Source organism: Streptomyces sp. SID10853, from assembly GCF_010548145.1.
Classification (GTDB): domain Bacteria; phylum Actinomycetota; class Actinomycetes; order Streptomycetales; family Streptomycetaceae; genus Streptomyces.
Map to the genome: position 1 here is coordinate 1 of NZ_JAAGLN010000044.1, position 22,364 is coordinate 22,364.

Sequence of the window (22,364 nt, forward strand, 5' to 3'; positions counted from 1 at the left end):
GTACGGAGCGGAATGTGGCTGGCGTTCGCGGTGGGCGGGGTGTGTGCGGCGGGGGAGAGCGGCAGCGACGAGTTCCCGCTCCTGGTGGACCGGCCGCTGATCGACGGGCGCGCCGCCGCTTACGTCTGCCGGAACTTCACCTGCAGCGCGCCGACGCCCGACCCGGCCGTGCTGGCCGGGCAGTTGGGCGCGGTGCAGGGCGAGGACGGGTAGGCGCTGCGGCGGGTGTTCCCGCCGTCAGGGGGTGAGGGTGATGACCGCCCGGCCGGTCGCCGCCGCGGTGACGGCGACCGTGAAGAGCCCGGTCGACGGGGTGTGGGTGACGGCTCCCGCGCTGCCGGTGGTGGCGGTGACGGTCGGCCTGCGGGGCGCGTAGCCGTGCAGGGTCACCGGCCCCTCCCCGGCGGCGAAGGCGACCGTGGCGTGCACGCGGCCGTCGTCGCTGAGGTGCGGGATGCGCTTGGCGCCGTGCGGGACGAACTTCCCGGCGTCGCCGAGGAAGGCGATGCCGGAGCGGCCCACCGGGGCGATGACCCAGTACGTCCCGTCGCCGACGGTGGCGTGCACACGGCCGCCCGCGCCGACCGGCTTGCCGGTGCCCGCGTAGTAGTCGTAGACGTAGGCCCGGCCGGTCACGCCCACATCGGACAGGCCGAACGAGGTCTTCTGGGACATGCCGGTCGCCACGGCGCCCCGGGTGACGCCGAGCCAGTCGATGTTGCCGCCGCTGGACCCGGTGGTCGTCGTGCGCACGGTGTTCGCGCCCGCTGCCAGTGTGACGGTCAGGCCCACGACGCTCCATGACGTCCACCAGCCGGTCGAGGGGAACGACAGGGTGCGGGGGCCGCCGCCGTTCACCGTGACCGCGAGCGGTCGGTCGGTGAAGGAGGCGTTGGCGTAACGGAACTGCAGCGTGTAGGTGCCCGCCGATGGGGCCTGGACCGTCCACTCCACGTAATCGCCTGCGTCGTGCTGGAAGTCGGCGAAGCCCCGGCCGGTGTATCCGGAGTTGTCCGTGCCGACGACCGCCCCCGACAGCGTGGCGTCCTCCGCCTGGTGGACCTGGTGCGGCGGGGCGAACTGCCGTGCGTACGCGAAGACATAACGGTAGGTCAGGTCCGGTGCGTGGGTGACATGGGTGGCGGCCACCATGGCGGGCAGCTTTCCGGCCGCCTCGCCCACGTAGGTCGCGTCGGTGGGGACGATGGGTACGTCCGGCTTGACGATGACCCCGTCGGGACGCACCACCTGGGAGAGATGGCCGGCGTTCACCTTGCCCAGCGCGTCGCCGACGCCGACCGGTCCCGCCGACAGGTTCGCCAGCAGCAGGTTGTTGATCTCGCCGCTCAGGAAGACGTCCGCCCACGGCCACACCCCGAGCGAGGCGGCGAGCTGGGAGTCGTAGAGGAACATGTCCCACTTCGGCCGGTCGAAGCGGTCGTCGCTGACCCGCATGGTCGTCAGGTTCGGGTAGCGCGTGCTCTGCAGGTAGTCGCGCGGCAGCCCCATGCAGTACTGGAGGTCGAGGCCGTCGGCCGCCGCGTGGTGGGCCATGTTGTCGAAGAACGCGTCGGCGTCGGTGAGGTTCTCGGCCGGCTTGGCCTTGTTGCAGAGCCAGTCCTGCTCGTAGACGACGACCCCGGCATCGCGCAGATAGTCCATGACGCTCTTCCAGAACGCCGGGTCGGTGATGACGTCGTCCGAGAACGCGTACTGGCCGTGGTACGGGCTCGACTTGTCCATCCACCGGGCGTGGGTGACCAGCGGCATCCCCAACTCCTTCTGGAACGCGGCCAGTCCGGCGGGGAAGAGCTCCTTGTCCGCCTCGTAGCGGGAGGTGCCGTCCGGCAGGTCGTTCCAGTCGCTGTCGGGGCCCTTCGGGTACCACCAGCTGTCGAGCTGCATGTAGCCCATCGGGATCCGCTGGGACGCCCACTCGTCGCGTACGGCCAGCAGGGTGCCCGTATAGCCCTTCGACTGCTCGTACGTGTAGTAGTAGTCCGCCCCGTTGTCGGTCCAGTAGCCCAGCGTGTTGAGGACCGGGCCGGTGTCGTTGGTGGGCAGGCGCTTGCCCGCGAGCCGGGTCAGCGCACTGCCCCAGGCGCGGTGGGCGGCGCCGACGCCTGCCCGGGGCGACAGGATGGTCCGCCGGGTGTATCCGGCCGGCAGGGTGGCTATGGAGCTGAGTACGCCGGCAGCGATCGAACCGTCCGGGGCCAGCGTGGTCTGCGCCTCCTGGAAGTGGTCCGCCGCCGAGAGCACGAAGGTGTTGCCCGCGTCGTCGAAGAACACCCACGGGCTGTCGGACGCGCCCGCGAAGGTGTTGAACTGGAACCGCCCGAAGCAGTCGCTGTGGCTCAGCCGGTGTGCGAGCTCCGGGTAGCGGGTGAAGGTCGGGAACGGGTCGCCGTTGGCGGCCGCCCTGACGTAGGTGTCGGTGAAGACGACGGACGACGCACCGTCGTACACGCGGATGCTGCCCTTCCGGGCGCCCGACCTGAAGGTGAACCCGGTCTCGGTGTACGGGCCCAGTGCGTCCGCTCCCCGTACGGTGGTGATCCCGGTCGCCGCCGAGCCGACCGAACCGCCGAAGGTCCAGCCCAGGGCGGTGGCGGTCACCTGCCAGGCGCCCGAGGCGTGCACGGTTCCCCGCAGCACCGCCGGCCGGGCTTCGCTCGCACCCGCCCGGATCACCCCGCCCGTCAGTGGCAGGGCCAGGGCCGCGGACCCGACACCGGTGACTCTGAGGAAGTCGCGACGGTTGAACCCGGTCATGAGGTGCTCCTCGTCTCGTTGCGGTGCAGCGTGGAGGCGCCGTTCGCTCGGTGAGGGAGATGACGCTCAGTGTGCGGTCGTGTCGCTTTTGAGGTCAACACTCAAGACGAAGAAACATTTCCCCGCATCGTCCATGTATCTGAATGGCCACGTAGCGGGATGGGCTCAGGGTGGGGTGGACTCCGCTCGGAGCCGCGTCCATGTTCATGGCTCAGGCCGTCATTCACGGATGCGACCGAGGGCTGGACGCCTCCAAGGCCGGCGTCGCGGCCGGGCGGGCCGCCGGGGGTGGCAGGGCTGCAGGGCCCGGGTCAGTAGGCGACCAGTGAGATCGCCACGTACTGCGTGATGAACGCGGCCAGGGTCAGGGAGTGGAACACCTCGTGGAAGCCGAACCAGCGCGGTGACGGGTCGGGCCGCTTGAGCGCGTAGATCACACCGCCGGCGCTGTAGAGCAGTCCGCCGACGATGACGCAGACCAGCACGGCCACCCCGCCCGCCCGCATGAAGTCGGGCAGAAAGAAGACCGCGGCCCACCCCATCGCGATGTAGCAGGGCGTGTACAGCCAGCGCGGCGCGCCGACCCAGAAGACCCGGAACGCTATGCCGGCGAGCGCCGCGCCCCAGACCGCCCAGAGCAGCGGCGTCGCTGTCGACCCGGGCAGCAGGAGCAGGGTCAGCGGGGTGTAGGTGCCCGCGATGATCAGGAAGATGTTCGCGTGGTCGAGCCTGCGCAGTACGGCTTCGCCCGTGCGGCCCCAGGTGCCGCGGTGGTACACGGCGCTCACCCCGAAGAGCATGCAGGCCGTGAGGATGTAGATCGCGCAGGCGATGCGCGCGCGGGTGGAGTCGGCGAGGGCCACGAGCGCGAGCCCCGCGACGATCACGGCCGGGAACATCCCTGCGTGCAGCCAGCCGCGCAGTCGCGGTTTCACCGGTGCCGGGTGGGGCGCGGTCGCTTCTGGGGCGGCGGAAGTCATATGCCGATGCTACCTACGTACCCGTAGGTTCCCGGCCGTCAGGTAGGCCGAGCGGGACCGGTGGTGGAGAGGTGGCGACAAGTGGCGACGCTCACGTGAGAGACCCTCTGGACAGATGGGCGGAAGGCGCGGATCATCAGATGAGTGCGAGCGGTACCGGATGAGCGGCTACGAAGCATCCGGGCCGTAGCCCCCAAGGGGCAAAACCCTCAAACCATCACATACGTGCATTGGAGCAATCGTGGCGCGCGACATCGCGGCTCCCCCTGTCCTCCCGACCCAGCACCAGGAACTGATCTCGTGGGTCAACGAGATCGCCGAGCTGACGCAACCGGACAGTGTGGTCTGGTGTGACGGATCCGAAGCCGAGTACGAGCGCCTGTGCGGCGAACTCGTGGCCAAGGGGACGTTCAAGAAACTCGACCCGATCAAGCGCCCGAACTCCTACTACGCCGCATCCGACCCGTCGGACGTCGCGCGCGTCGAGGACCGTACGTTCATCTGCTCCGCCAAGGAGGAGGACGCGGGCCCGACGAACCGCTGGAAGGCCCCGGCGGAGATGCGCGAGATCTTCACCGGCTCCGGCGGGCAGGGCGGCGTCTTCCGCGGTTCGATGCGCGGCCGCACGATGTACGTCGTGCCCTTCTGCATGGGCCCGGTGGGCTCGCCGCTCTCCGCGATCGGTGTGGAGATCACCGACTCCGCGTACGTCGCGGTCTCGATGCGCACGATGACGCGCATGGGCCAGGAGGTGCTGGACGAGCTGGGCTCCGACGGCTTCTTCGTGAAGGCCGTCCACACCCTGGGCGCCCCGCTCGCCGAGGGCGAGGCCGACGTCCCGTGGCCGTGCAACTCCACCAAGTACATCTCGCACTTCCCCGAGGACCGGGAGATCTGGTCGTACGGCTCCGGGTACGGCGGCAACGCCCTGCTCGGCAAGAAGTGCTACGCGCTGCGCATCGCGTCCGTGATGGCGCGGGACGAGGGCTGGCTGGCCGAGCACATGCTCGTGCTGAAGCTGACGCCGCCGCGCGGTGAGTCGAAGTACGTGGCCGCCGCCTTCCCTTCGGCCTGCGGCAAGACGAACCTGGCCATGCTGGAGCCGACGATCTCCGGCTGGACCGTGGAGACCATCGGGGACGACATCGCCTGGATGCGCTTCGGCGAGGACGGCCGGCTGTACGCGATCAACCCGGAGGCCGGTTTCTTCGGGGTCGCGCCCGGCACCGGCGAGCGGACCAACGCCAACGCGATGAAGACACTGTGGGGCAACTCGGTCTTCACCAACGTGGCGCTGACCGACGACGGTGACGTCTGGTGGGAGGGCATGACCGAGGAGACGCCCGCGCACCTCACGGACTGGAAGGGCAACGACTGGACGCCCGAGTCCGGCACCCCCGCGGCCCACCCCAACGCCCGCTTCACCACCCCGGCCGGGCAGTGCCCGATCATCGCGCCGGAGTGGGAGGACCCGAAGGGCGTGCCGATCTCGGCGATCCTCTTCGGCGGCCGCCGCGCCTCCGCCGTACCGCTGGTCACCGAGTCCTTCGACTGGAACCACGGCGTCTTCCTCGGTGCGAACGTCGCGTCCGAGAAGACGGCCGCAGCCGAGGGCAAGGTCGGTGAGCTGCGCCGCGACCCGTTCGCCATGCTGCCGTTCTGCGGCTACAACATGGGCGACTACATGGGGCACTGGGTGAAGGTCGGGGCCGACAAGGACCCGGCGAAGCTCCCGAAGATCTACTACGTCAACTGGTTCCGCAAGAACGAGGCGGGCAAGTTCGTCTGGCCGGGATTCGGCGAGAACAGCCGCGTCCTGAAGTGGATCGTCGAGCGCCTGGAGGGCAAGGGCGAGGGCGTCGAGACCCCCATCGGCATCCTGCCGGCCAAGGGCGCGCTCGACACCGACGGCCTGGACGTCTCGGAAGCCGACATGGACTTCCTGCTCACGGTCGACAAGGAGGTCTGGCGCGAGGAGGCGGCGCTGGTCCCCGAGCACCTCAACACGTTCGGCGACCACGCGCCGAAGGAGCTGTGGGACGAGTACCGGTCGCTGGTCAAGCGCCTGGGCTGACACCCGCCCGCACCTTCGAACCACGCCGTCCCCGAGTCGCTGAGCCGCGCGGCGGGTCCGTCCGACGTCCGCCCTGACCTGTGGGAGTCATCCCCGGCCCGCCGCGCAAGGCCCGGCCCGGAAGCCAGCTCTGGCTTCCGGGCCGGGCCTTCTGCCTGCTCGCGCGGAGATACGTGCGCGGAGATACGTGCGCGGAGATACGTGCGCGGAGATACGTGCGCGGAGATGTGCGCGCGGACGCGTACGTGAAAGGCGGTACGCGGAGGTTTGGTGGCGCCCGGTTCGCGCGCCTCCACGGCCCGCGAACCGGGGCCGATCAGTGGGCGCCGGCGAGGTGCCGTGCTGCCAGGTGGGCGTCCATCCGCTCCGCCGAGAGGATCGCCGCCGCGGTGTCCGCGCGGGAGGCGGCGACCAGGAGGGCGCGGCCCGCCAGATGGTGGGCCCGGGTGTGCAGGTCGGCGGGGGAGGCGTTGCTCAGGCCCGCGTGCCGGGTGGGCGGGGTGCCGCGCAGCCTGGCCACCTGCTCCGCGATGCGGTCGCCCTCGGCGGCCAGACCCAGCTCGTCCGTCACCGCGAGGAGTGCGGCCAGATGGCCCGCGAGCTGGATGTCGAGCTCCTCGTCGCGGCTGCGGCGGGGGTAGCCGGCGGCCGCGGACTCCTCGGCCACCGTGTGGACCGACTTGGTGCGGATCGGTTCGTACATGGGATGGCCTCCTCCTCGCGGGCAGGACTCCATCCTAGCGTCCTAACTTAGATTCTGTCTAAAGTTGAGTCCGGTCGCGAATCACACCCGGTTTCATCGCTGTGAGTAACCGTCCAGGAAGGTCCCGATCCGTGTCACCGCGTCCTCCAGCTCCTTCGCCGTGGGCAGCGTCACGATGCGGAAGTGGTCAGGCTCCGGCCAGTTGAACCCGGTGCCGTGCACCACCATGATCTTCTCGGCCCGCAGCAGGTCGAGGACCATCTGCCGGTCGTCCTTCACCTTGTAGACCTTCGGGTCGAGGCGCGGGAAGAGATACAGCGCCCCCTTGGGCTTGACGCAGGTCACACCCGGGATCTGCGTCAGCAGCTCGTACGCCGTGTCGCGCTGCTCCAGGATGCGGCCGCCCGGCAGCACCAGGTCCTCGATCGACTGCCGGCCGCCGAGCGCCGTGGCCACCGCGTGCTGCGAGGGCATGTTGGCGCAGAGCCGCATGTTCGCCAGGATCGTCAGGCCCTCGATGTACGAGGAGGCGTGCGCCTTCGGGCCGCACACCGCCATCCAGCCGGAGCGGAACCCGGCCACCCGGTAGTTCTTGGAGAGGCCGTTGAAGGTCAGCACCATCAGATCGGGGGCGATGGCCGCCGTCGGGGTGTGCGTGGCGCCGTCGTAGAGGATCCGGTCGTAGATCTCGTCCGAGCAGATCGTCAGGGAGTGCCGGCGGGCGATGTCCGCGATGCCGCGCAGCAGCTCGTCGTCGTACACCGCGCCCGTGGGGTTGTTCGGGTTGATGATCACGATCGCCTTGGTGCGGTCGGTGACCTTGCGTTCGATGTCGGCGAGGTCCGGCATCCAGTCGGCCTGCTCGTCGCAGCGGTAGTGCACGGCCGTGCCGCCCGCCAGCGAGACCGAGGCGGTCCACAGCGGGTAGTCGGGGGCCGGTACGAGCACCTCGTCGCCGTCGTCGAGCAGCGCCTGCATCGACATCTGGATCAGCTCGGAGACGCCGTTGCCGAGGTAGATGTCCTCGACGCCCAGCTCGATGCCCTTGGTCTGGTAGTGCTGCATCACCGCGCGCCGCGCGGACAGCAGACCCTTGGCGTCGCCGTAGCCGTGCGCGTCGCCGAGGTTGCGGAGCATGTCCTCCAGGATTTCCGGCGGGCACTCGAAGCCGAAGGCGGCCGGGTTGCCGGTGTTGAGCTTGAGGATGCGGTGACCTGCTGCCTCCAGCCGCATTGCCTCGTCGAGCACCGGGCCCCGGATCTCGTAACAGACATTGGCGAGCTTCGTTGACTGGATCACCTGCATGTCCGCAACCCTACGGTGACCCAACGGCGACGGCCTGGTGTTTTCCCCCACAGGAGTGGGAGCGGCCCGCCCTGCCGGGGGAAGCAGAGCGGGCCGCGGTCCTGGGGCGGGGCGGTGCTCAGGCCCCGCCGGGTGTACGCCGTACCGAGCGGCCCGCGAGCACATCCGTGCGCCGGCCGTCCTCGATCACGAAGCGGCCGTCGATCAGGACGTGCGGGATCCCGGTCGGCAGCGTGCGCGGGACCTCGAAGGTGGAGCCCGCCGCGACCGTCTCGGGGTCGAACAGCACCAGGTCGGCGCGGTAGCCCTCACGGACAAGACCGCGGTCGGGCAGCCGCAGCCTGGCCGCAGGGCGCGAGGTGAGGTGCGCCACGCACTCCTCCAGGGACAGCACCCCCAGCTCCCTCACGTACCGGCCCAGGTACTGCGGGAAGGTGCCGTACGCGCGCGGGTGCGGCTTGTCGCCCTGGAGGATGCCGTCGCTGCCACCGGTGTGCACCCGGTGGCGCATGATCTGCCGGACGTTCTCCTCGTGGCCGACGTGCTGGAGGATCGTCGAGCCGAGCCGGTCCTCGATCAGCAGCCGCCGTGCGGTCACCCACGGCTCCTCGCCGTGCTCGCGCGCACTGGCCGCGACACTCCGCCCGACATAGCCGCTCAGCGCCGGGTCGGACACCCCGGAGATCTCGATGGCGTCCCACTCGATGGGCACCCCGTGACACCCGTCGGCGCCCTCGACCTCCATGACCTGGCGGATCTTCCGGGCCGTCTCCTCGTCCCGCAGCCGCCCCATGATCGCGTCGGGGCCGCCCTCGCTCGCCCAGCTGGGCAGCATGGCGACCAGCGTCGTGCAGCCCGGGGTGTACGGGTAGGTGTCGAGGGAGATGTCGGCGCCGCCGTCCAGCGCCTCGTCGAGGAGAGCGAGCAGCTCGGGCGCCTTGCCCTTGTTCACGCCGAAGTTCATGGTGGCGTGGGCGAGATGGAGCGAGCAGCCCGCGGCCCGGGTGAGGCCGACCATCTCCTGGTACGCCTGGAGCGCGCCCGCGCCGTAACTGCGGTGGTGCGGGCAGTAGTAGCCGCCGTAGGAGGCCACCACCCGGCACAGCTCGGTGAGTTCGGCGTCGTCCGCGTACATGCCGGGGGTGTAGGTCAGCCCGGACGACATACCGACGGCGCCCTGCTCCATGCCATCGGCCACCAGCTGCTTCATCCGCTCGGTCTCGGCCGCGGTGGCGGGCCGGTCGTCCCAGCCCATCGCGTACATCCGCAGGGTGCCCTGCGGGATCAGATACGCCGCGTTCACCGCGATGCCCCGGTCGAGCCGGTCCAGATAGCCGCCGACGGTGTGCCAGTCGAAGTCGATGTCCGAACCGTCGCCGTTCCACCCGGTGATGGCCCGGCGGACCTCCTCGCGGGTGCGGTCGTCGACCGGGGCGTACGAGAGCCCGTCCTGGCCGAGTACTTCGAGCGTCACGCCCTGCGCGGCCTTGGCCTCGTGGCCGGGGTCGCGCAGCAGCGCCAGGTCGGAGTGGGCGTGCATGTCGATGAAACCGGGGGACAGGGCCAGGCCGTGTGCCTCCACCACCCGTTGCCCGCCGGGCCGTTGGCCGGTCCCCTCGCGGACGACGGAGGTGATGCGGCCGCCGTCGACGGCGACGTCGGCGCGGTACGAGGCGCCGCCGGTACCGTCCACGACCCGGACGTCGCGGATGACGAGATCCATGACTGTTGCTCCCTTGCCCTGTTCCCTGTGGTGCGTGCTGCTGCCCGGCCCCCCGTCCGGCCCGCTAGAAGTACGTACGGATGTAGTCCGTCACCGTGCCGTCCGCCTCGACGAGCGGGATCAGCTGCCACTTGTCGAAGGAGGTGCAGGGGTGCGAGAGCCCGAGCCCCACCCAGTCGCCGACGTCGAGGCGCGCCTCGTCGGTGGTGCGCAGCCAGCCGTGCTGGTCGGAGAGGCCGGTGAGGGTGATGCCGGTGGCGGGGCGTACCTCGCCGGTGCGGGCGTCGCGGACGGCCTGCGCCTGCGGCAGGTCGATGTCGTACGCCGCGTCCCGCTTGCCCGCGTTGACGAACGCCTGCTCCCCGGTGGGCCGCGAGACGACCTGCGCCCAGAGCCGGAAGGCGGGCTGGAGCGCGCCTTCGGAGGGCACCCGGTTGAAGGGCGTCAGATGCTTGTAGTGGCCGTCGTCGTGCGAGACGTAGGCGCCGGAGCGCAGCAGCTTCAGTACGGGAGCGGAGAGCGCGGGCACCTCGGCGAAGACATCGGCCACCGCGTCGAACCAGGCGCTGCCGCCCGCGCTCAGCACGATCTCGTCCAGGCCCGCGAAGCGGCCCGCACGGTCGAAGTCGGCGGCCAGTGCGACGAGTCGGCGCAGCCAGGCGCGCACCCTCTCGCCGTCGGCGTCGGGCACCTCGCCCTCGTAACCGGCGACGCCCACCAGCCGCAGGGTGTCCGTGGCGGCCACCGCGTCGGCGACGGCCGCGCACTCGGCCGCGGTCCGTACGCCGGTCCTGGCGCCGTCGCCCGCGCCCAGCTCGACCACCACGTCGACGGGCCTGGCGCAGCCGCGCAGCGCCTCGTCCATCAGCTCGACACCGCGTACGGAGTCGACGTAGCAGATGAAGCGGAAGCCGGGGTCGGCGGCCAGTTCGGCGGCGATCCACCGCAGCGCGGGCGCGTCCACGATCTCGTTGGCGACGAAGACCCGCCGCACCCCGAAGGCGCGGGCGACCCGCACCTGGTGCGGTACGGCGAGGGTGATGCCCCACGCGCCGTGCTCGGCCTGCCGGTCGAAGAGCTGCGGGGCCATCGAGGTCTTGCCGTGCGGGGCGAAGGCGAGGCCGTGCCGTGTGGAGTACGTCTCCATGAGGGCGAGGTTGTGCTCGACGGACTCGGCCGAGAGCGCGAGCACGGGGGTGGTGAAGCCGCCGGTGAACAGGTTCCGGCGCTCGGCGGCCAGTTCGGCGACGGTCAGCCCGTCGGCGCCGGGCGGCAGCCCCTTGAAGCGGTGGTCGACGACTTCCGCACCGATGGTCTCGCGTGCGTCCGCCGCGTTCTCCGCGCCCGCCGTGCCTGCCGCGCCCGCCATGGAACCTCCCAGAGAGTTCGCGTTGCATCATGTGCAACGCTCATTGCGCATATCGCTCACCGCTGTCTAACATCCGAGCCATCGCCGGGTCAACGGAGCCCCCGGCCGCCCATCACCGAGGAGCGAGAGCGATCGTGACCGCCCAGCACACCCCAGTGCCCCCAGTGGACGTCGTCTGTCTCGGCGAGTCCATGGTCACCTTCCTGCCCTCCCGGCCCGGCCGCCTCGCCGACGTCCCCTCCTTCGACCGGGGCATCGGCGGCGCCGAGTCCAATGTGGCGTGCGCGCTTGCGGCCGCCGGGCACACGGCGCGGTGGATCAGCCGGGTCGGCGCCGACGGCTTCGGGGACCATCTGACCGGGGCCGTCGCGGCGTACGGGGTCGACACCTCGGCCGTCCAGCGCGACCCGCACCGCCCCACCGGGATCTACTTCCGGACCGCCGACGACCGCGACGCCGATCACCACGAGGTCCTCTACTACCGCGCCGGGTCCGCCGCGAGCGCGATGGAGCCCGGTGTCCTGGACCGCGCGGCCCTGTGGTCCGGTCAGGTGCTCCACCTCTCCGGGATCACGGCCGCGCTCTCGCCCGGCTGTCTGGCCCTGCTGCGCGAACTGACCGCGCCCGCTCCCGGCCGCCCGCTGGTCTCCTTCGACGTGAACTTCCGGCCGGGGCTGTGGCGTGACACCGGCGAGGCGGGGCCCGGAGTCCTGCTGGAGCTGGCGCGCGGGGCGGACGTGGTCTTCGTCGGCGAGGACGAGGCGGAGTCGGCCTGGGGTGTACGGGGCGCTGCCGCGATCAGGGCCGCGCTGCCCGAGCCCGCGGTGCTGGTCGTGAAGCGGGGGAGTGCGGGGGCCACGGTCTTCGCCGACGGTCCGCAGGGCGACACCGTCACCACCGTCCCCGCGCTGCGCGTCGATGTGGTGGCGCCGGTCGGCGCGGGCGACGCCTTCGCCGCCGGGTTCCTCTCCGGCACCCTCCGCGGGCTCCCGGTCCGCGATCGCGTCCGGCACGGCCATCTGATGGCCGCCGCCGCCCTCACCGTCCACGGCGACCTGGCCGACCCGCCGCCGCGGGACCTGGCCGACCGCCTCGTGGCTCTCGACGACACCGCCTGGGGCACACTTCGGATCGGCCCCGGCTGGACCGAGACCGCGTCTGAAGTGACCGGTGCCGAAGCGACCGGCGCCGAAGAGGAGGTACGTACGCCATGAGCCAGACCGTCGACCGCGCGCTGTCCATCCTGCCGCTGCTCGCCCGGGGACCCGCAGACCTCGGCCAGGTCTCGGAGAGCCTCGGCGTCCACAAGTCGACCGCGCTGCGGCTGCTGCGTACCCTCCACGAGCACGGACTCGTCTACCGCCAGCAGGACCAGCGCTACCGCCTGGGCACCCGGCTCTTCGCGCTCGCCCAGGAGGCCGTCGAGAACCTCGACGTACGGGAGATCGCCCACCCTCATCTGGCCCGGCTCAACGAGGAGTGCGGGCACACCGTGCACCTCGCGGTGTACGAGGAGAACGAGGTCCTCTACATCGACAAGGTCGAGAGCCGCTACCCGGTCCGGATGTACTCACGGATCGGCAGGCCCGTCGCGATCACCGTGGCGGCCGTCGCCAAACTGCTGCTCGCCGACCTCCCCGAGCCGGAGCGGCGCAGCGTCGCCGAGCGGCTCGACTACCCCACCTACACGGCCCGTTCGACACCGAACGCCGGCGCCTTCCTCAAGGAGCTGGCCACGGTGCGCGAACAGGGCTGGGCCACCGACCTCGGTGGCCACGAGGAGTCCATCAACTGCGTCGGAGCCCCCATCCGGGGCGTGGACGGCCGGGTTGTCGCCGCCATGTCGATGTCGGCGCCCAATGTGGTCGTGACCGCAGAGGAACTCCTCACCCTGCTCCCGCTGGTGCGCCGCACGGCCGACGCCATCAGCGGCGAGTACGCGGGCACCGCACCGCAGCCGAAGACCGTCCCCCCGCACCACCCCCCGAAGGAAGCAAGGGCATGACCGAGAAGACCGCTCTCACCCCCGCCACCCACACGACGCCGCCCGCGAAGTTCTCGCACGGCGTCCGCAAGGGCAACATCCTCCAGGTCGCAGGACAGGTCGGCTTCCTGCCGGCCGTCGACGGCCAGGCGCCCACCCCGGCGGGCCCGACCCTGCGCGAGCAGACCCTCCAGACCTTCGCCAACGTCAAGGCGATCCTGGAGGAGGGCGGCGCGACCTGGGACGACGTGATGATGATGCGCGTCTACCTCACGGACGTCGCGCACTTCGCCGAGCTGAACGAGATCTACAACGCGTACTTCGAGGAGCAGGGTCTGACCCAGCCGGCCTCGGCCCGTACGACCGTCTACGTCGGTCTGCCGCCCGGCCTGCTCATCGAGATCGACGCGCTCGCCGTACTCGGCTGACACCGCCGCTCCACCGCACCACCGCGCACAACTGACCCACCCGCTCCACCGCACCACCACGAAACCGCACCACCGCACCACGGCACGGCGCCCCATCCCCCTTCCGGGGCGCCGTGCCGTACCCCGGCCTGCCCGGACGCCCCTCCCTGCCTCCCCCTGCCCTGACGTCCCCCGCCCTGAAGTCCCCGAGGAAACAACGGAGTTCCCCCATGTACTTCGCCGCTGAGACCACCGCACCGCCACCCCACACCGGCGGACTGCTCGCCATCGTCGGGGGCACCACCGGTCTGCTGACCGTCGCCATCCTGGGCATCGCGCTGCTGCTCTTCCTGATCATCAAGGTCAGGCTCCAGCCGTTCGTCGCGCTGCTCGGTGTCTCCATAGCCGTCGGCCTCGGTGCCGGGCTCTCCGTCACCGAACTCTTCGGCACGGTCCAGAAGTCGTCGTCCGTCTCGATGATCGAGTCGGGTATGGGCGGCATCCTCGGGCATATCGCGATCATCATCGGCCTCGGCACGATGCTCGGCTCGATCCTTGAGGTCTCGGGCGGAGCCGAGGTGCTCAGCTCCCGCCTGCTGAACCTCTTCGGCGAGAAGCGGGCCCCGCTCGCGATGGGGCTCACCGGCCTCATCTTCGGTATCCCGGTCTTCTTCGACGTCGGCATCTTCGTCCTCGCGCCGATCGTCTACGCGGCCGCCAAGCGGTCCGGCAAGTCCATCGTCCTGTACGCGATGCCGCTGCTCGCGGGTCTGTCGATGACCCACGCGTTCCTGCCGCCGCACCCGGGCCCGGTCGCCGCCGCCGCGCTCTTCCACGTCTCGCTGGGCTGGATCATCGTGATCGGCGCCGCCTGCGGCATCCCGGCCGTGCTGGCCGCCTGGGTGTACGCGGCGTGGATCGGCAAGCGCCTCTTCGTCGCCGTACCGCAGGACATGGTCGAGGCCGCCGACGAGGCCAAGGCCGCGGTCATCGCCGAGCAGCGGGCCCAGGGCGTCAAGCCGCAGGAGAAGCCGGTACCGCTGGGCACGGTCCTCGCGATCATCGGGACCCCGCTGATCCTCATCCTGCTGGCGACGTTCTCCTCGATCGCGCTGGACCCCTCGACGCTCCGCTCGGTCCTGGAGTTCTTCGGCCACCCCTTCGTCGCCCTGACGATCGCGCTCTTCCTCTCGTACTACCTGCTGGGCATCCGCCGCGGCTGGTCGCGCAAGTCCCTGGAGGCGGTCTCGACGGCGTCGCTCAAGCCGGTCGGCAACATCCTCCTGGTGGTCGGCGCGGGCGGCATCTTCGGCGCGGTCCTCAGCGGCAGCGGTATCGCGGACGCACTGGCCAAGACCTTCAACGACGTGGGTCTGCCGGTCATCCTGCTGGCGTATCTGATCTCGCTGGTGCTGCGGGTGGCCCAGGGCAGTGCGACGGTGGCGATCGTGACCACGGCGGGCATCGTGCTGCCGCTGGTCGACGGCCAGCACCTCTCGCAGCCCCACCTCGCGCTGATCATCATGGCCATCTCGGCCGGCTCGATCTTCGCCTCGCACGTCAACGACGGCGGCTTCTGGATGGTCGCCAAGTACTTCGGCATCTCGGAACGCGACACGCTGAAGTCCTGGACGGTACTGGAATCAGTCCTGTCGGTGGCGGGCTTCGTGGTCGCCGCACTGCTGAGCCTGGTCATCTAGCCTCATCTAGCCCCTTGTGACCGGACCGGACCGCGGCGCGCGGCCCGGTCCGCCCACGCCCGGCGGCGATCCGGAAAAGGGGTTTCAGTACGCCGATCCGGCCTGGCAGGATGCGCCGATGAAACTCGACCAGACGCTGGTGGACGCCGCGATCGCACAGATGGACCGCCGCTGGCCGGGGCGTGCGGAAGCCGGGGCGGCCGCCGTCTACCTCGACGACGGTCAGATCCTCACCAGCGTCTGCTTCGACAACCTCAACGCGGGCGTGACGCTCTGCCACGAGGTCGGCGCGTACTGCCAGGCGTACACCCTGGACCGCCGGGTCACGGCGTCGGTGTGCGTCAACCGGATCGCCGGGCGGCTCACCGTCCTCGCGCCGTGCGGGATCTGCCAGGAACGGCTCGCCCTGTGGGGGCCCGGCGTCGAGGTGGCGGTGGCCGCTCCCGACGAGCCGGGCGGCTGGCAGGCGCGCACCCTCGCGGAGGTCAACCCGTACTACTGGGGGCGCCAGTTCGCCGAGGGTGGTGGCTGGCCGTCGGCCGAGGTGCACACGGGGTGACGCCGGGGAGCCCTCGCGGGGTGCCGACCCCTACGCCAGCTGGCGCCGTACCAGCTCGTGCAGGCGGCCGCCCGTGTCTGCGAGCAGCTGGGACGGGGGGCCCTGCTGGACTATGTGGCCGTCCGCCATGACGAGCACCCGGTCCGCGTCCATGACCGTCGACAGGCGGTGCGCGATGACCACCCGGGTCGCGTTCAGCGCACGTGTGCTGTCGATGACGGTGCGCTGGGTCTCGTTGTCCAGCGCGCTCGTGGCCTCGTCGAAGAACAGGATGCGGGGGCGGCGGATCAGCGCCTGCGCGATCATGAGGCGCTGGCGCTGGCCGCCCGAGATCGCGCCGCCGCCGGCGATCATCGTGTGCAGCCCCATCGGCATCCGCCTGATGTCGTCGGCGAGCCCCGCCAGTTCCGCCGCCTCCCACGCCTCCTCCTGCGTGAACACCTCGGCACCGCAGATGCAGTCCAGGATCGAACCGGTCAGCGGCTGCGCGTTCTGCAGGACGACCCCGCACTGCCGGCGCACCGCCGCCTGGTCGAGCGCCGTGAGGTCCTGGCCGTCGTACAGCACACCGCCCGTGACCGGCCGGTCGAAGCCGATGAGGAGCCGCAGGAGCGTCGACTTGCCGCAGCCGCTCGGGCCGACGACCGCGACGAACTCGCCCGGACTGATGGAGAGCGACACGTCGTCGAGGACGAGCGGGCCGTCGTCCGTGTACCGGAAGGACACCCCGCGCGCCTCGATCTCGCCCGTCAGGGTGCCCGGCCGGGTGCTGGCGGCGCGTACCTCGGGTGCCTCGTCGAGTACCGGCTTGATCTGCTCGAACATGGGCAGGACCGCGGCCGCCGACAGCGCCGCGCCGGTGAGCTGGGTGACCGAGGTGAGCAGCATCGTCACCGCGGTGCTGAACGTGAGGAAGTCGCCCGCCGACATGCTGCCCCGCGCCGGGCCCGCGAGCAGCATGAACATCACGAGTGAACAGAGCGGCAGATAGACGGAGTTGAGGACCGTGGTCAGGTTCTTGATGCGCCCCGCGCGCCGCTGGAGCTCCCTGCTGCGCGCGAACTCCCCGGCCCACGCGGCGTACGCGAAGCTCTCCGCGCCCGCGACACGCAGCTTCGGCAGGCCGCGCAGCGTCTGGAACGCCTGGTTGTTGAGCTTGTTGCCGAGCACCACGAGCCGCCGCTGCCAGCGCAGCTCAAGCAGCCCGAGCGTGAGGAAGACGGCGGCGATCACGGCCAGCATGCCGAGGGCCGCCAGGGCGAGGGGCACGCTGTAACAGAGCAGCAGGACGAGGTTCATCACGCCGACGGTGCCCGACTGCACCACCACGGGCCCCACCCCGGACAGAAGCCGGCGGATCGAGCTGATACCCATGGCCGCACTGGCCAGCTCGCCCGTGGAGCGCGACGCGAAGAAGCGGGTCGGCAGCCGCAGCAGCCGGTCCCACACGGCCGGTTGCAGGGTGCCCTCGATCCGGCCCTCCATCCGCAGGATCGTCAGGTTCTGCAGCAGCATGAACGCCGCCGACACGATGCTCGTCACCATCACCGCGAGCGAGACCTGGACGATCAGGTCCGACTCGGCGTTCGGTACGTAATCGCCGAGTACCCGCCCGGTCGCGACCGGCACCAGGGCGCCGATCACCACCGTCACCAGCCCGGCCCCGAGCAGGTTCCGTACGTCGGCCCGGGTGCCGCGCGCACTGAACCGCAGCAGCCGCAGCGGGCCGAGCGGCCGGTCGGGCAGCGGCCGGTACAGCATCACGGCCCGCGGTTCGAACTCCTCCGCGTTGTCCTCGCCGATCCGGGTGCGCCGCCCGCTGGTGGGGTGCACCGCCTCGTACCCGCCGCGCCGCCACAGGAGCGCGACCGGGGCGCCGGACGCGGCCCGGTGGCCCACCAGCGGCCCGGTGTTCTCGCGCCACCAGCGCCCGTCGAGGCGGACGCCGCGGCTGCGGATCCGCGAGGCGACCGTGATCTGCTCGACCGGGTCGGTCCGCTCGCTCACGGCGCCGCCCCTGGCGGGCCCGGTGAGCGTGATCCCGGCCGCTTCGGCGACCAGCTTGCACGCGGCGTACGTCGTGTCGTCACCGCTCCCGGACGGCGTGCGCCGCGAACTCCCCCTGCCCTGGCGGCCGATCGACGCGATCAGGGTCCGGTCGGCGTTCTCGCGTACGGTCTCGCCCGCCTTGATACCGGCCGCCGTGCGGGTCTCGTGCGCACTCTCCAGCCGCTCGATCCACCGGTCGAGTGCCGAGAGCAGCCGGAACTGCTGATTGACCATGCGCTGCCACATCGCCCCGTCGACCAGCAGGTCACCGGCCGCGTCCGCGCTGTACGACGCCCCGTACTGCACACTGCCCGGCATGACCGGCAGCCACAGGACGTCGTCGTCGTTCACGGAGCCGACGGAGCCGCCGACGGAGCCGACGGAGCCGCCGACACGGCCGTCGGCCGGGCCGTCGGTGGGCCCGCCCGCCGTGTCGTCGCCGGCCGTCCTGCCGTCGAGCGGGGCCTCGAACAGCACCCGCTGGCTGCGGCCCACCCCCAGCGCGAAGGCGTGCTCCAGCAGGCTCAGGGCCGAGTCCTGGGTGTCGTACTGGCTGAGGTACTGCTGGTCGTACGCCCACGCGTCGTCGCCGTAGTCGGGCCGCTGCAGCTCCCGCAGCGCGATACGGCGCAGCGCGCACCCCCGCAGCGGCCGCCCCACCAGGGTGTGCTGCGGGCCGTCGACCGGACCGAGGAGCAGCGTCCCCGACTCCAGCCGGCCCAGGAAGTGCCAGTGCCCCTGTGCGGCGGCGTCCACCGCGAACAGGTCGAGCGCGCCCCCGACGACGAGCCAGAGCACCTGGGGCCCGTCGAGGGACAGGCTGCGCAGACCGGTGCAGTCCACCGGCGCGCCGAGCGAGCCGAACGCGGCGGTCACCTGGTCGCCCGCGGCGTGCTCCGGGTGGGTGTGCGTCACGTCAGTGCTCCCTGACCAGTTCGGCGTACGGCCCTCCGGCGGCGACCAGCTCCTCGTGGCGGCCGCGCTCCACGACCTGGCCGTGGTCGAGGACCACGATCTCGTCGCTGTCGCGGACCGTGCTGAGGCGGTGGGCGATGACCACGCAGGCGCAGCCGCGGCGCCGCAGATTGTCGATGATGACGTGCTCGGTCTCGGCGTCCAGGGCGCTGGTCACCTCGTCGAGCACGAGGACGCTCGGCCGCCTGACCAGGGCCCGCGCCACTTCGAGCCGCTGGCGCTGCCCGCCGGAGAAGTTCCGCCCGTCCTGCTCGACCCGGCCGTGGATACCGCCCGGCCTGCGCGCCACGACGTCGTACAGCGCCGCGTCCCTGAGCGCGTCGACGACCGCCTCGTCCGGGATCGACGGGTCCCAGAGGGCGACGTTGTCACGGACCGTGCCCTCGAAGAGGAACACCTCCTGGTCGACGAAGGACACCGACGCGGTCAGCGCGCCCCGCGGGATGTCGTCGAGACGCTGCCCGTCGATGCGGATCGTGCCCTCCCAGGGTGTGTACAGACCTGAGATCAGCCGGGAGACCGTCGACTTGCCGCTGCCCGAGCCGCCCACGAGGGCGACCTGCTGTCCGGGTCCCACGGCCAGTGAGAAGCCGGTGAGGAGGGGCTTGTCGAGCGGGCTGTAGCCGAACGTGATGGCGTCGAGGGTGACGTGTCCCTTGAGACGGCGGGTGCTCGCGGCCGGCGGCCCGGCGCGGTAGTCGTCGGAGCGCCCGTCGCCCGAGTGTCCGCCGTCGGGGCGCCCGTCGCCCGAGCGTCCGTCGCCGGAACCGGCGCCGCCCGAGGGCGCGTTGTCCGCGCGGGTGTACACGGCGTCCGCGGGGAAGCTCTCGACGTCCTTCAGCCGCGTCACATCGGCGGCGAAGTCCTGGATTCGGCCCGCCACACCGTTGAGCCGGGTGATCGGCGCGGTGAAGCGGACCACGAGCGCCTGGAACGCCACCAGGAGCCCCACCGACAGATGCCCGTCGACCGCGCGCAGCCCGCCGATCCACAGGATCAGCGCGCTGTTCAGCGTCGCCAGGGTCGGTGCCACGACGCCCAGCCACGCGCTCGGCACCCCGAGGCGCTGCTGCTCCTCAAGAGTGGTGGCGTGCTGCCCGGCCCAGCGCCGGAAGTAGCCGTTCTCGCCGCCCGTCGCCTTCATCGTCTCGATCAGCTGAAGGCCCGTGTACGAGGTGTTGGTGAGCCGGGCCGTGTCCGCGCGCAGCTTCTGCGTACGGGTGGCGCGCAGCCGGACCACGATCCGCATCGCGACGACATTGCCGAGCGCGATGCCGACACCGACGAGCGTCAGCTGTGGGTCGTACGTCCACAGCAGCGCCGCGTACAGCAGCACCACCACACCGTCGACCCCGGCGGCGGTCAGATCGCGGGCGAGGGTCTCGGCGACCGCGTCGTTCGACTGGAGGCGCTGCACCAGGTCCGCCGGGCTGCGCTGCGCGAAGAACGTCACGGGCAGCCGCAGCAGATGGCCCAGGAAGCGCGCGCTGCTGAGCGTCGACGAGATGATGCGCCCGCGCAGCAGGTTCGCCTGCTGGAGCCAGGTGAGGACGGCGGTGAGCCCCACCATCGTGGCCATCGAAGCGAACAGGGCACCGAGCAGCGAGGTCTGGTCGCCGATCAGGAACATGTCGATGTACGTGCGGCTGAGCGCGGGCAGCGCCGCGCCCGTCGCGACCAGGAGCAGGCTGGCGATGAGCGCGGCGAGCATGGTGCCCGTGGTGCCGCGCAGGCGCGCGGGCAGCGCCCGCAGGACGCCCGGCCTGCGGCCGCCCGGGTGGAAGCCGTCGCCCGGTTCGAGGACCAGGACGACACCGGTGAAGCTGCTGTCGAACTCCTCGGCGGGCACGAACCTGCGGCCCTTGTCCGGGTCGTTGATGTGGACACCGCGCCGCCCGAAGCGCCGGCCCATGCCGTCGTGGACGACGTAGTGGTTGAACTCCCAGAAGAGGATCGCGGGCGCCTTGACCTCGGCCAGCGCGGCCGGCTCCATCTGCATGCCCTTGGCGGTCATGCCGTAACGGCGCGCGGCCTTCAGGAGGTTGCTGGCCCGTGAGCCGTCGCGCGAGACACCGCAGGCGATACGGAGCTCTTCGAGGGGGACGTGCCTGCCGTGGTGGGCCAGCACCATGGCCAGCGCGGCGGCGCCGCACTCGACGGCCTCCATCTGGAGGACCGTGGGGGTGCGGACCCGCCGGTGGCGTATCCGCGGCCGGGGCGCGGGGCGTGCCCTGCGGCGGCCGTGGCCGGCCGGGGGCAGCTTCTGCTGGGCGGCGGGGGAGGGGCTCACGGAAGCAGCCAATCGATCGGGCGCTGCTCGGCGAGGTGCACGGCGCCGGAGGCCGGGGTCATGGAGTCGAGTGCGTACGGCGGTCCGCCCGCTGACGTCCACGCGTAACCCGACGTGGTGGCGGACGACGCGACCAGCCTGACGAGGACCGCGACGGCCGGGCCGCTCTTCGTGAACTGGCCGGCCAGCTCCTTGTCACCGAGGAAGGCGGCTATCTGCTGCGGGGTCTGCGCACCGCGTCCGACCTGCTGCACGCGGCCGCGCAGCATCCCGTACTGCTGGGCGGGCGCCGACTGGACGGTGAGGTCGACATCCGCGCCGACCGGCACGGTCGCAGCCCTGTCCGCCGGGACGTACACCAGGGCGAGCAGGGGGTCCTTGGCGCTGCGGGTCTTCTCGACGGTGGCGACATCGGCGCCGGTGGTGACGACCGCGCCGATCCCGGCGTCGAGTGTGGTCACCCGGCCCGCGTCGATGGTGCGGACGAGCCGGTCGCCGTGCGCCGTACGGACCTTGAGGACGGGTGCGTCGGCGGCCAGCCGCTGCCCCTCCTTGGCGAGCACACCCGTGATCTGACCGGTGACGGGGCTCTGGAGGACGTAACTGCCCTGCGCGTGCGTGAGGACGCCGGGTGCGCGCAGCGTGGACGCCACCGATCCGGTCACCGCCCACACGGCGGCGGCGGCCATCACGACGACCGTCACCACCAGGGCGAGCAGGCCCTGCGGCCGGGCGAGGCGCACGGGAAGGTCGAGTTCCTCGGGCGACTGCAGCTTGGACAGGGCCTGTTGGCGGAACTGCACGGCGTTCTTCCCTTACGTTGCGGAGCCGGCGGGGCGACAGGCCCTGACAGCGCCGTCAGGCCCCGGAACCCTGGGGAAGGTTCCGGGGCCTGTGTGGAGCTGTGGCTCAGGCGCCGGCGATGAGGCCGGTGACGGCGCCGGTGTTGACACCGGTCAGGCCCTCGACCGTGCCGGTGACGGTGCCGACGAGGCCGGAGACCGGGGCGACGGAGTCGGCCGTGCCGGTCACGCTGCTGACGAGGCCGCCGACGAGACCGCCGGAGACGTTGTCGAGGTCGGCGTCGGAAATTTCGAGGGTCTCGACCTGGGGAGTGGTGTTCATGATCTGAGCGGGCCCTTCTCTTGGTAATGCGAGCGGGCGGGAATCAGTGGTGCAACTCCCGCGGTGCGGAGGATCAAAGCACGATGACGCCTCGTACATCCACTCGGAAGCTGCCCGGTCAGGCATTGCGGGGCGGTGGAATTGCGGCCGGGTGCAGGTCCGTTCACCGGGCCGGGACAGCGCCTTCACTTGCTCCACAGCTCCGTGGGGAAAAGGGCACTGCGAATTTCAGCAAAATGGACACCCCTGTATTGATGACCAAGGGCGATTATCCGGTTCGTGCCTGTTCCCGGGACACCGTGACCGGCCTGCGCATTCGGTGTGGAGGTTTACTGACGGTGCTCAC

17 protein-coding genes are annotated in these 22,364 nt (G+C 71.2%); 7 read left to right on the forward strand and 10 right to left on the reverse strand.

Annotation, left to right across the window (positions count from 1 at the left end):
• The coding region (locus G3I19_RS11750; RefSeq protein WP_164262913.1) for a hypothetical protein at positions 1-213 on the forward strand (213 nt) is incomplete at its 5' end.
• A 24-nt stretch (positions 214-237) separates the two neighbouring features.
• Here the strand turns inward: G3I19_RS11750 and G3I19_RS11755 are convergent.
• On the reverse strand, positions 238-2,775 hold the full coding sequence (locus G3I19_RS11755) for a CBM35 domain-containing protein (RefSeq protein WP_164262915.1): 2,538 nt from the start codon (positions 2,773-2,775) through the stop codon (positions 238-240).
• A gap of 311 nt (positions 2,776-3,086) precedes the next feature.
• On the reverse strand, positions 3,087-3,755 hold the full coding sequence (locus tag G3I19_RS11760; RefSeq protein ID WP_164262917.1) for a hemolysin III family protein: 669 nt from the start codon (positions 3,753-3,755) through the stop codon (positions 3,087-3,089).
• A gap of 241 nt (positions 3,756-3,996) precedes the next feature.
• Between G3I19_RS11760 and G3I19_RS11765 the strand changes: the two genes are divergently transcribed.
• Positions 3,997-5,829: a phosphoenolpyruvate carboxykinase (GTP) gene (locus G3I19_RS11765; RefSeq protein ID WP_164262919.1), complete on the forward strand. Its 1,833-nt coding sequence runs from the start codon at positions 3,997-3,999 to the stop codon at positions 5,827-5,829.
• A gap of 316 nt (positions 5,830-6,145) precedes the next feature.
• Here G3I19_RS11765 and G3I19_RS11770 read toward each other — a convergent pair whose 3' ends face one another.
• The 4 genes from G3I19_RS11770 to G3I19_RS11785 form a co-directional block, all read right to left on the reverse strand.
• The gene (locus tag G3I19_RS11770) at positions 6,146-6,532 is read right to left on the reverse strand and encodes a hypothetical protein (protein WP_164262921.1); all 387 of its coding nucleotides are present in this window, start codon (positions 6,530-6,532) and stop codon (positions 6,146-6,148) included.
• Positions 6,533-6,625: 93 nt separating this feature from the next.
• Positions 6,626-7,837: a pyridoxal phosphate-dependent aminotransferase gene (locus G3I19_RS11775; RefSeq protein ID WP_164262923.1), complete on the reverse strand. Its 1,212-nt coding sequence runs from the start codon at positions 7,835-7,837 to the stop codon at positions 6,626-6,628.
• 118 nt (positions 7,838-7,955) lie between these two features.
• Positions 7,956-9,560, reverse strand: coding sequence for a D-aminoacylase (locus G3I19_RS11780; RefSeq protein WP_164262925.1), 1,605 nt, complete (start codon positions 9,558-9,560; stop codon positions 7,956-7,958).
• A gap of 64 nt (positions 9,561-9,624) precedes the next feature.
• A complete protein-coding gene (locus tag G3I19_RS11785; protein ID WP_164262927.1) occupies positions 9,625-10,929 on the reverse strand; it encodes an amino acid deaminase in 1,305 nt (434 codons plus the stop codon).
• Between the two features lie 134 nt (positions 10,930-11,063).
• On the opposite strand from G3I19_RS11785, the gene G3I19_RS11790 reads away from it, so the two are divergent.
• The 5 genes from G3I19_RS11790 (at position 11,064) to G3I19_RS11810 (ending at position 15,579) form a co-directional block, all read left to right on the forward strand.
• Positions 11,064-12,143, forward strand: coding sequence for a sugar kinase (locus G3I19_RS11790; RefSeq protein ID WP_343235071.1), 1,080 nt, complete (start codon positions 11,064-11,066; stop codon positions 12,141-12,143).
• Positions 12,140-12,934 (forward strand): IclR family transcriptional regulator, encoded by a 795-nt coding sequence (locus G3I19_RS11795; RefSeq protein WP_164262931.1) that lies wholly within the window; start codon positions 12,140-12,142, stop codon positions 12,932-12,934. The genes G3I19_RS11790 and G3I19_RS11795 overlap by 4 nt, the downstream gene beginning before the upstream one ends.
• Positions 12,931-13,341: a RidA family protein gene (locus G3I19_RS11800; RefSeq protein ID WP_164262933.1), complete on the forward strand. Its 411-nt coding sequence runs from the start codon at positions 12,931-12,933 to the stop codon at positions 13,339-13,341. Before G3I19_RS11795 ends, G3I19_RS11800 begins: the two co-directional genes overlap by 4 nt.
• Positions 13,342-13,550: 209 nt before the next feature.
• Positions 13,551-15,020 (forward strand): gluconate:H+ symporter, encoded by a 1,470-nt coding sequence (locus tag G3I19_RS11805; RefSeq protein ID WP_164262935.1) that lies wholly within the window; start codon positions 13,551-13,553, stop codon positions 15,018-15,020.
• A gap of 118 nt (positions 15,021-15,138) precedes the next feature.
• Positions 15,139-15,579: a cytidine deaminase gene (locus G3I19_RS11810; protein ID WP_164262937.1), complete on the forward strand. Its 441-nt coding sequence runs from the start codon at positions 15,139-15,141 to the stop codon at positions 15,577-15,579.
• A gap of 30 nt (positions 15,580-15,609) precedes the next feature.
• On the opposite strand, the gene G3I19_RS11815 is transcribed toward G3I19_RS11810, so the two are convergent.
• From G3I19_RS11815 to G3I19_RS11830, 4 genes are all read right to left on the reverse strand, one after another.
• A complete protein-coding gene (locus tag G3I19_RS11815) occupies positions 15,610-18,543 on the reverse strand; it encodes an NHLP bacteriocin export ABC transporter permease/ATPase subunit (protein WP_164262940.1) in 2,934 nt (977 codons plus the stop codon).
• Between the two features lies 1 nt (position 18,544).
• Positions 18,545-20,893 (reverse strand): NHLP family bacteriocin export ABC transporter peptidase/permease/ATPase subunit, encoded by a 2,349-nt coding sequence (locus G3I19_RS11820; RefSeq protein ID WP_343235072.1) that lies wholly within the window; start codon positions 20,891-20,893, stop codon positions 18,545-18,547.
• Positions 20,890-21,696: an HlyD family efflux transporter periplasmic adaptor subunit gene (locus G3I19_RS11825; RefSeq protein ID WP_164262944.1), complete on the reverse strand. Its 807-nt coding sequence runs from the start codon at positions 21,694-21,696 to the stop codon at positions 20,890-20,892. The genes G3I19_RS11820 and G3I19_RS11825 overlap by 4 nt, the downstream gene beginning before the upstream one ends.
• A 106-nt stretch (positions 21,697-21,802) precedes the next feature.
• Positions 21,803-22,018 (reverse strand): type A2 lantipeptide, encoded by a 216-nt coding sequence (locus G3I19_RS11830; RefSeq protein WP_164262946.1) that lies wholly within the window; start codon positions 22,016-22,018, stop codon positions 21,803-21,805.
• Between the last annotated feature and the right edge of the window lie 346 nt (positions 22,019-22,364).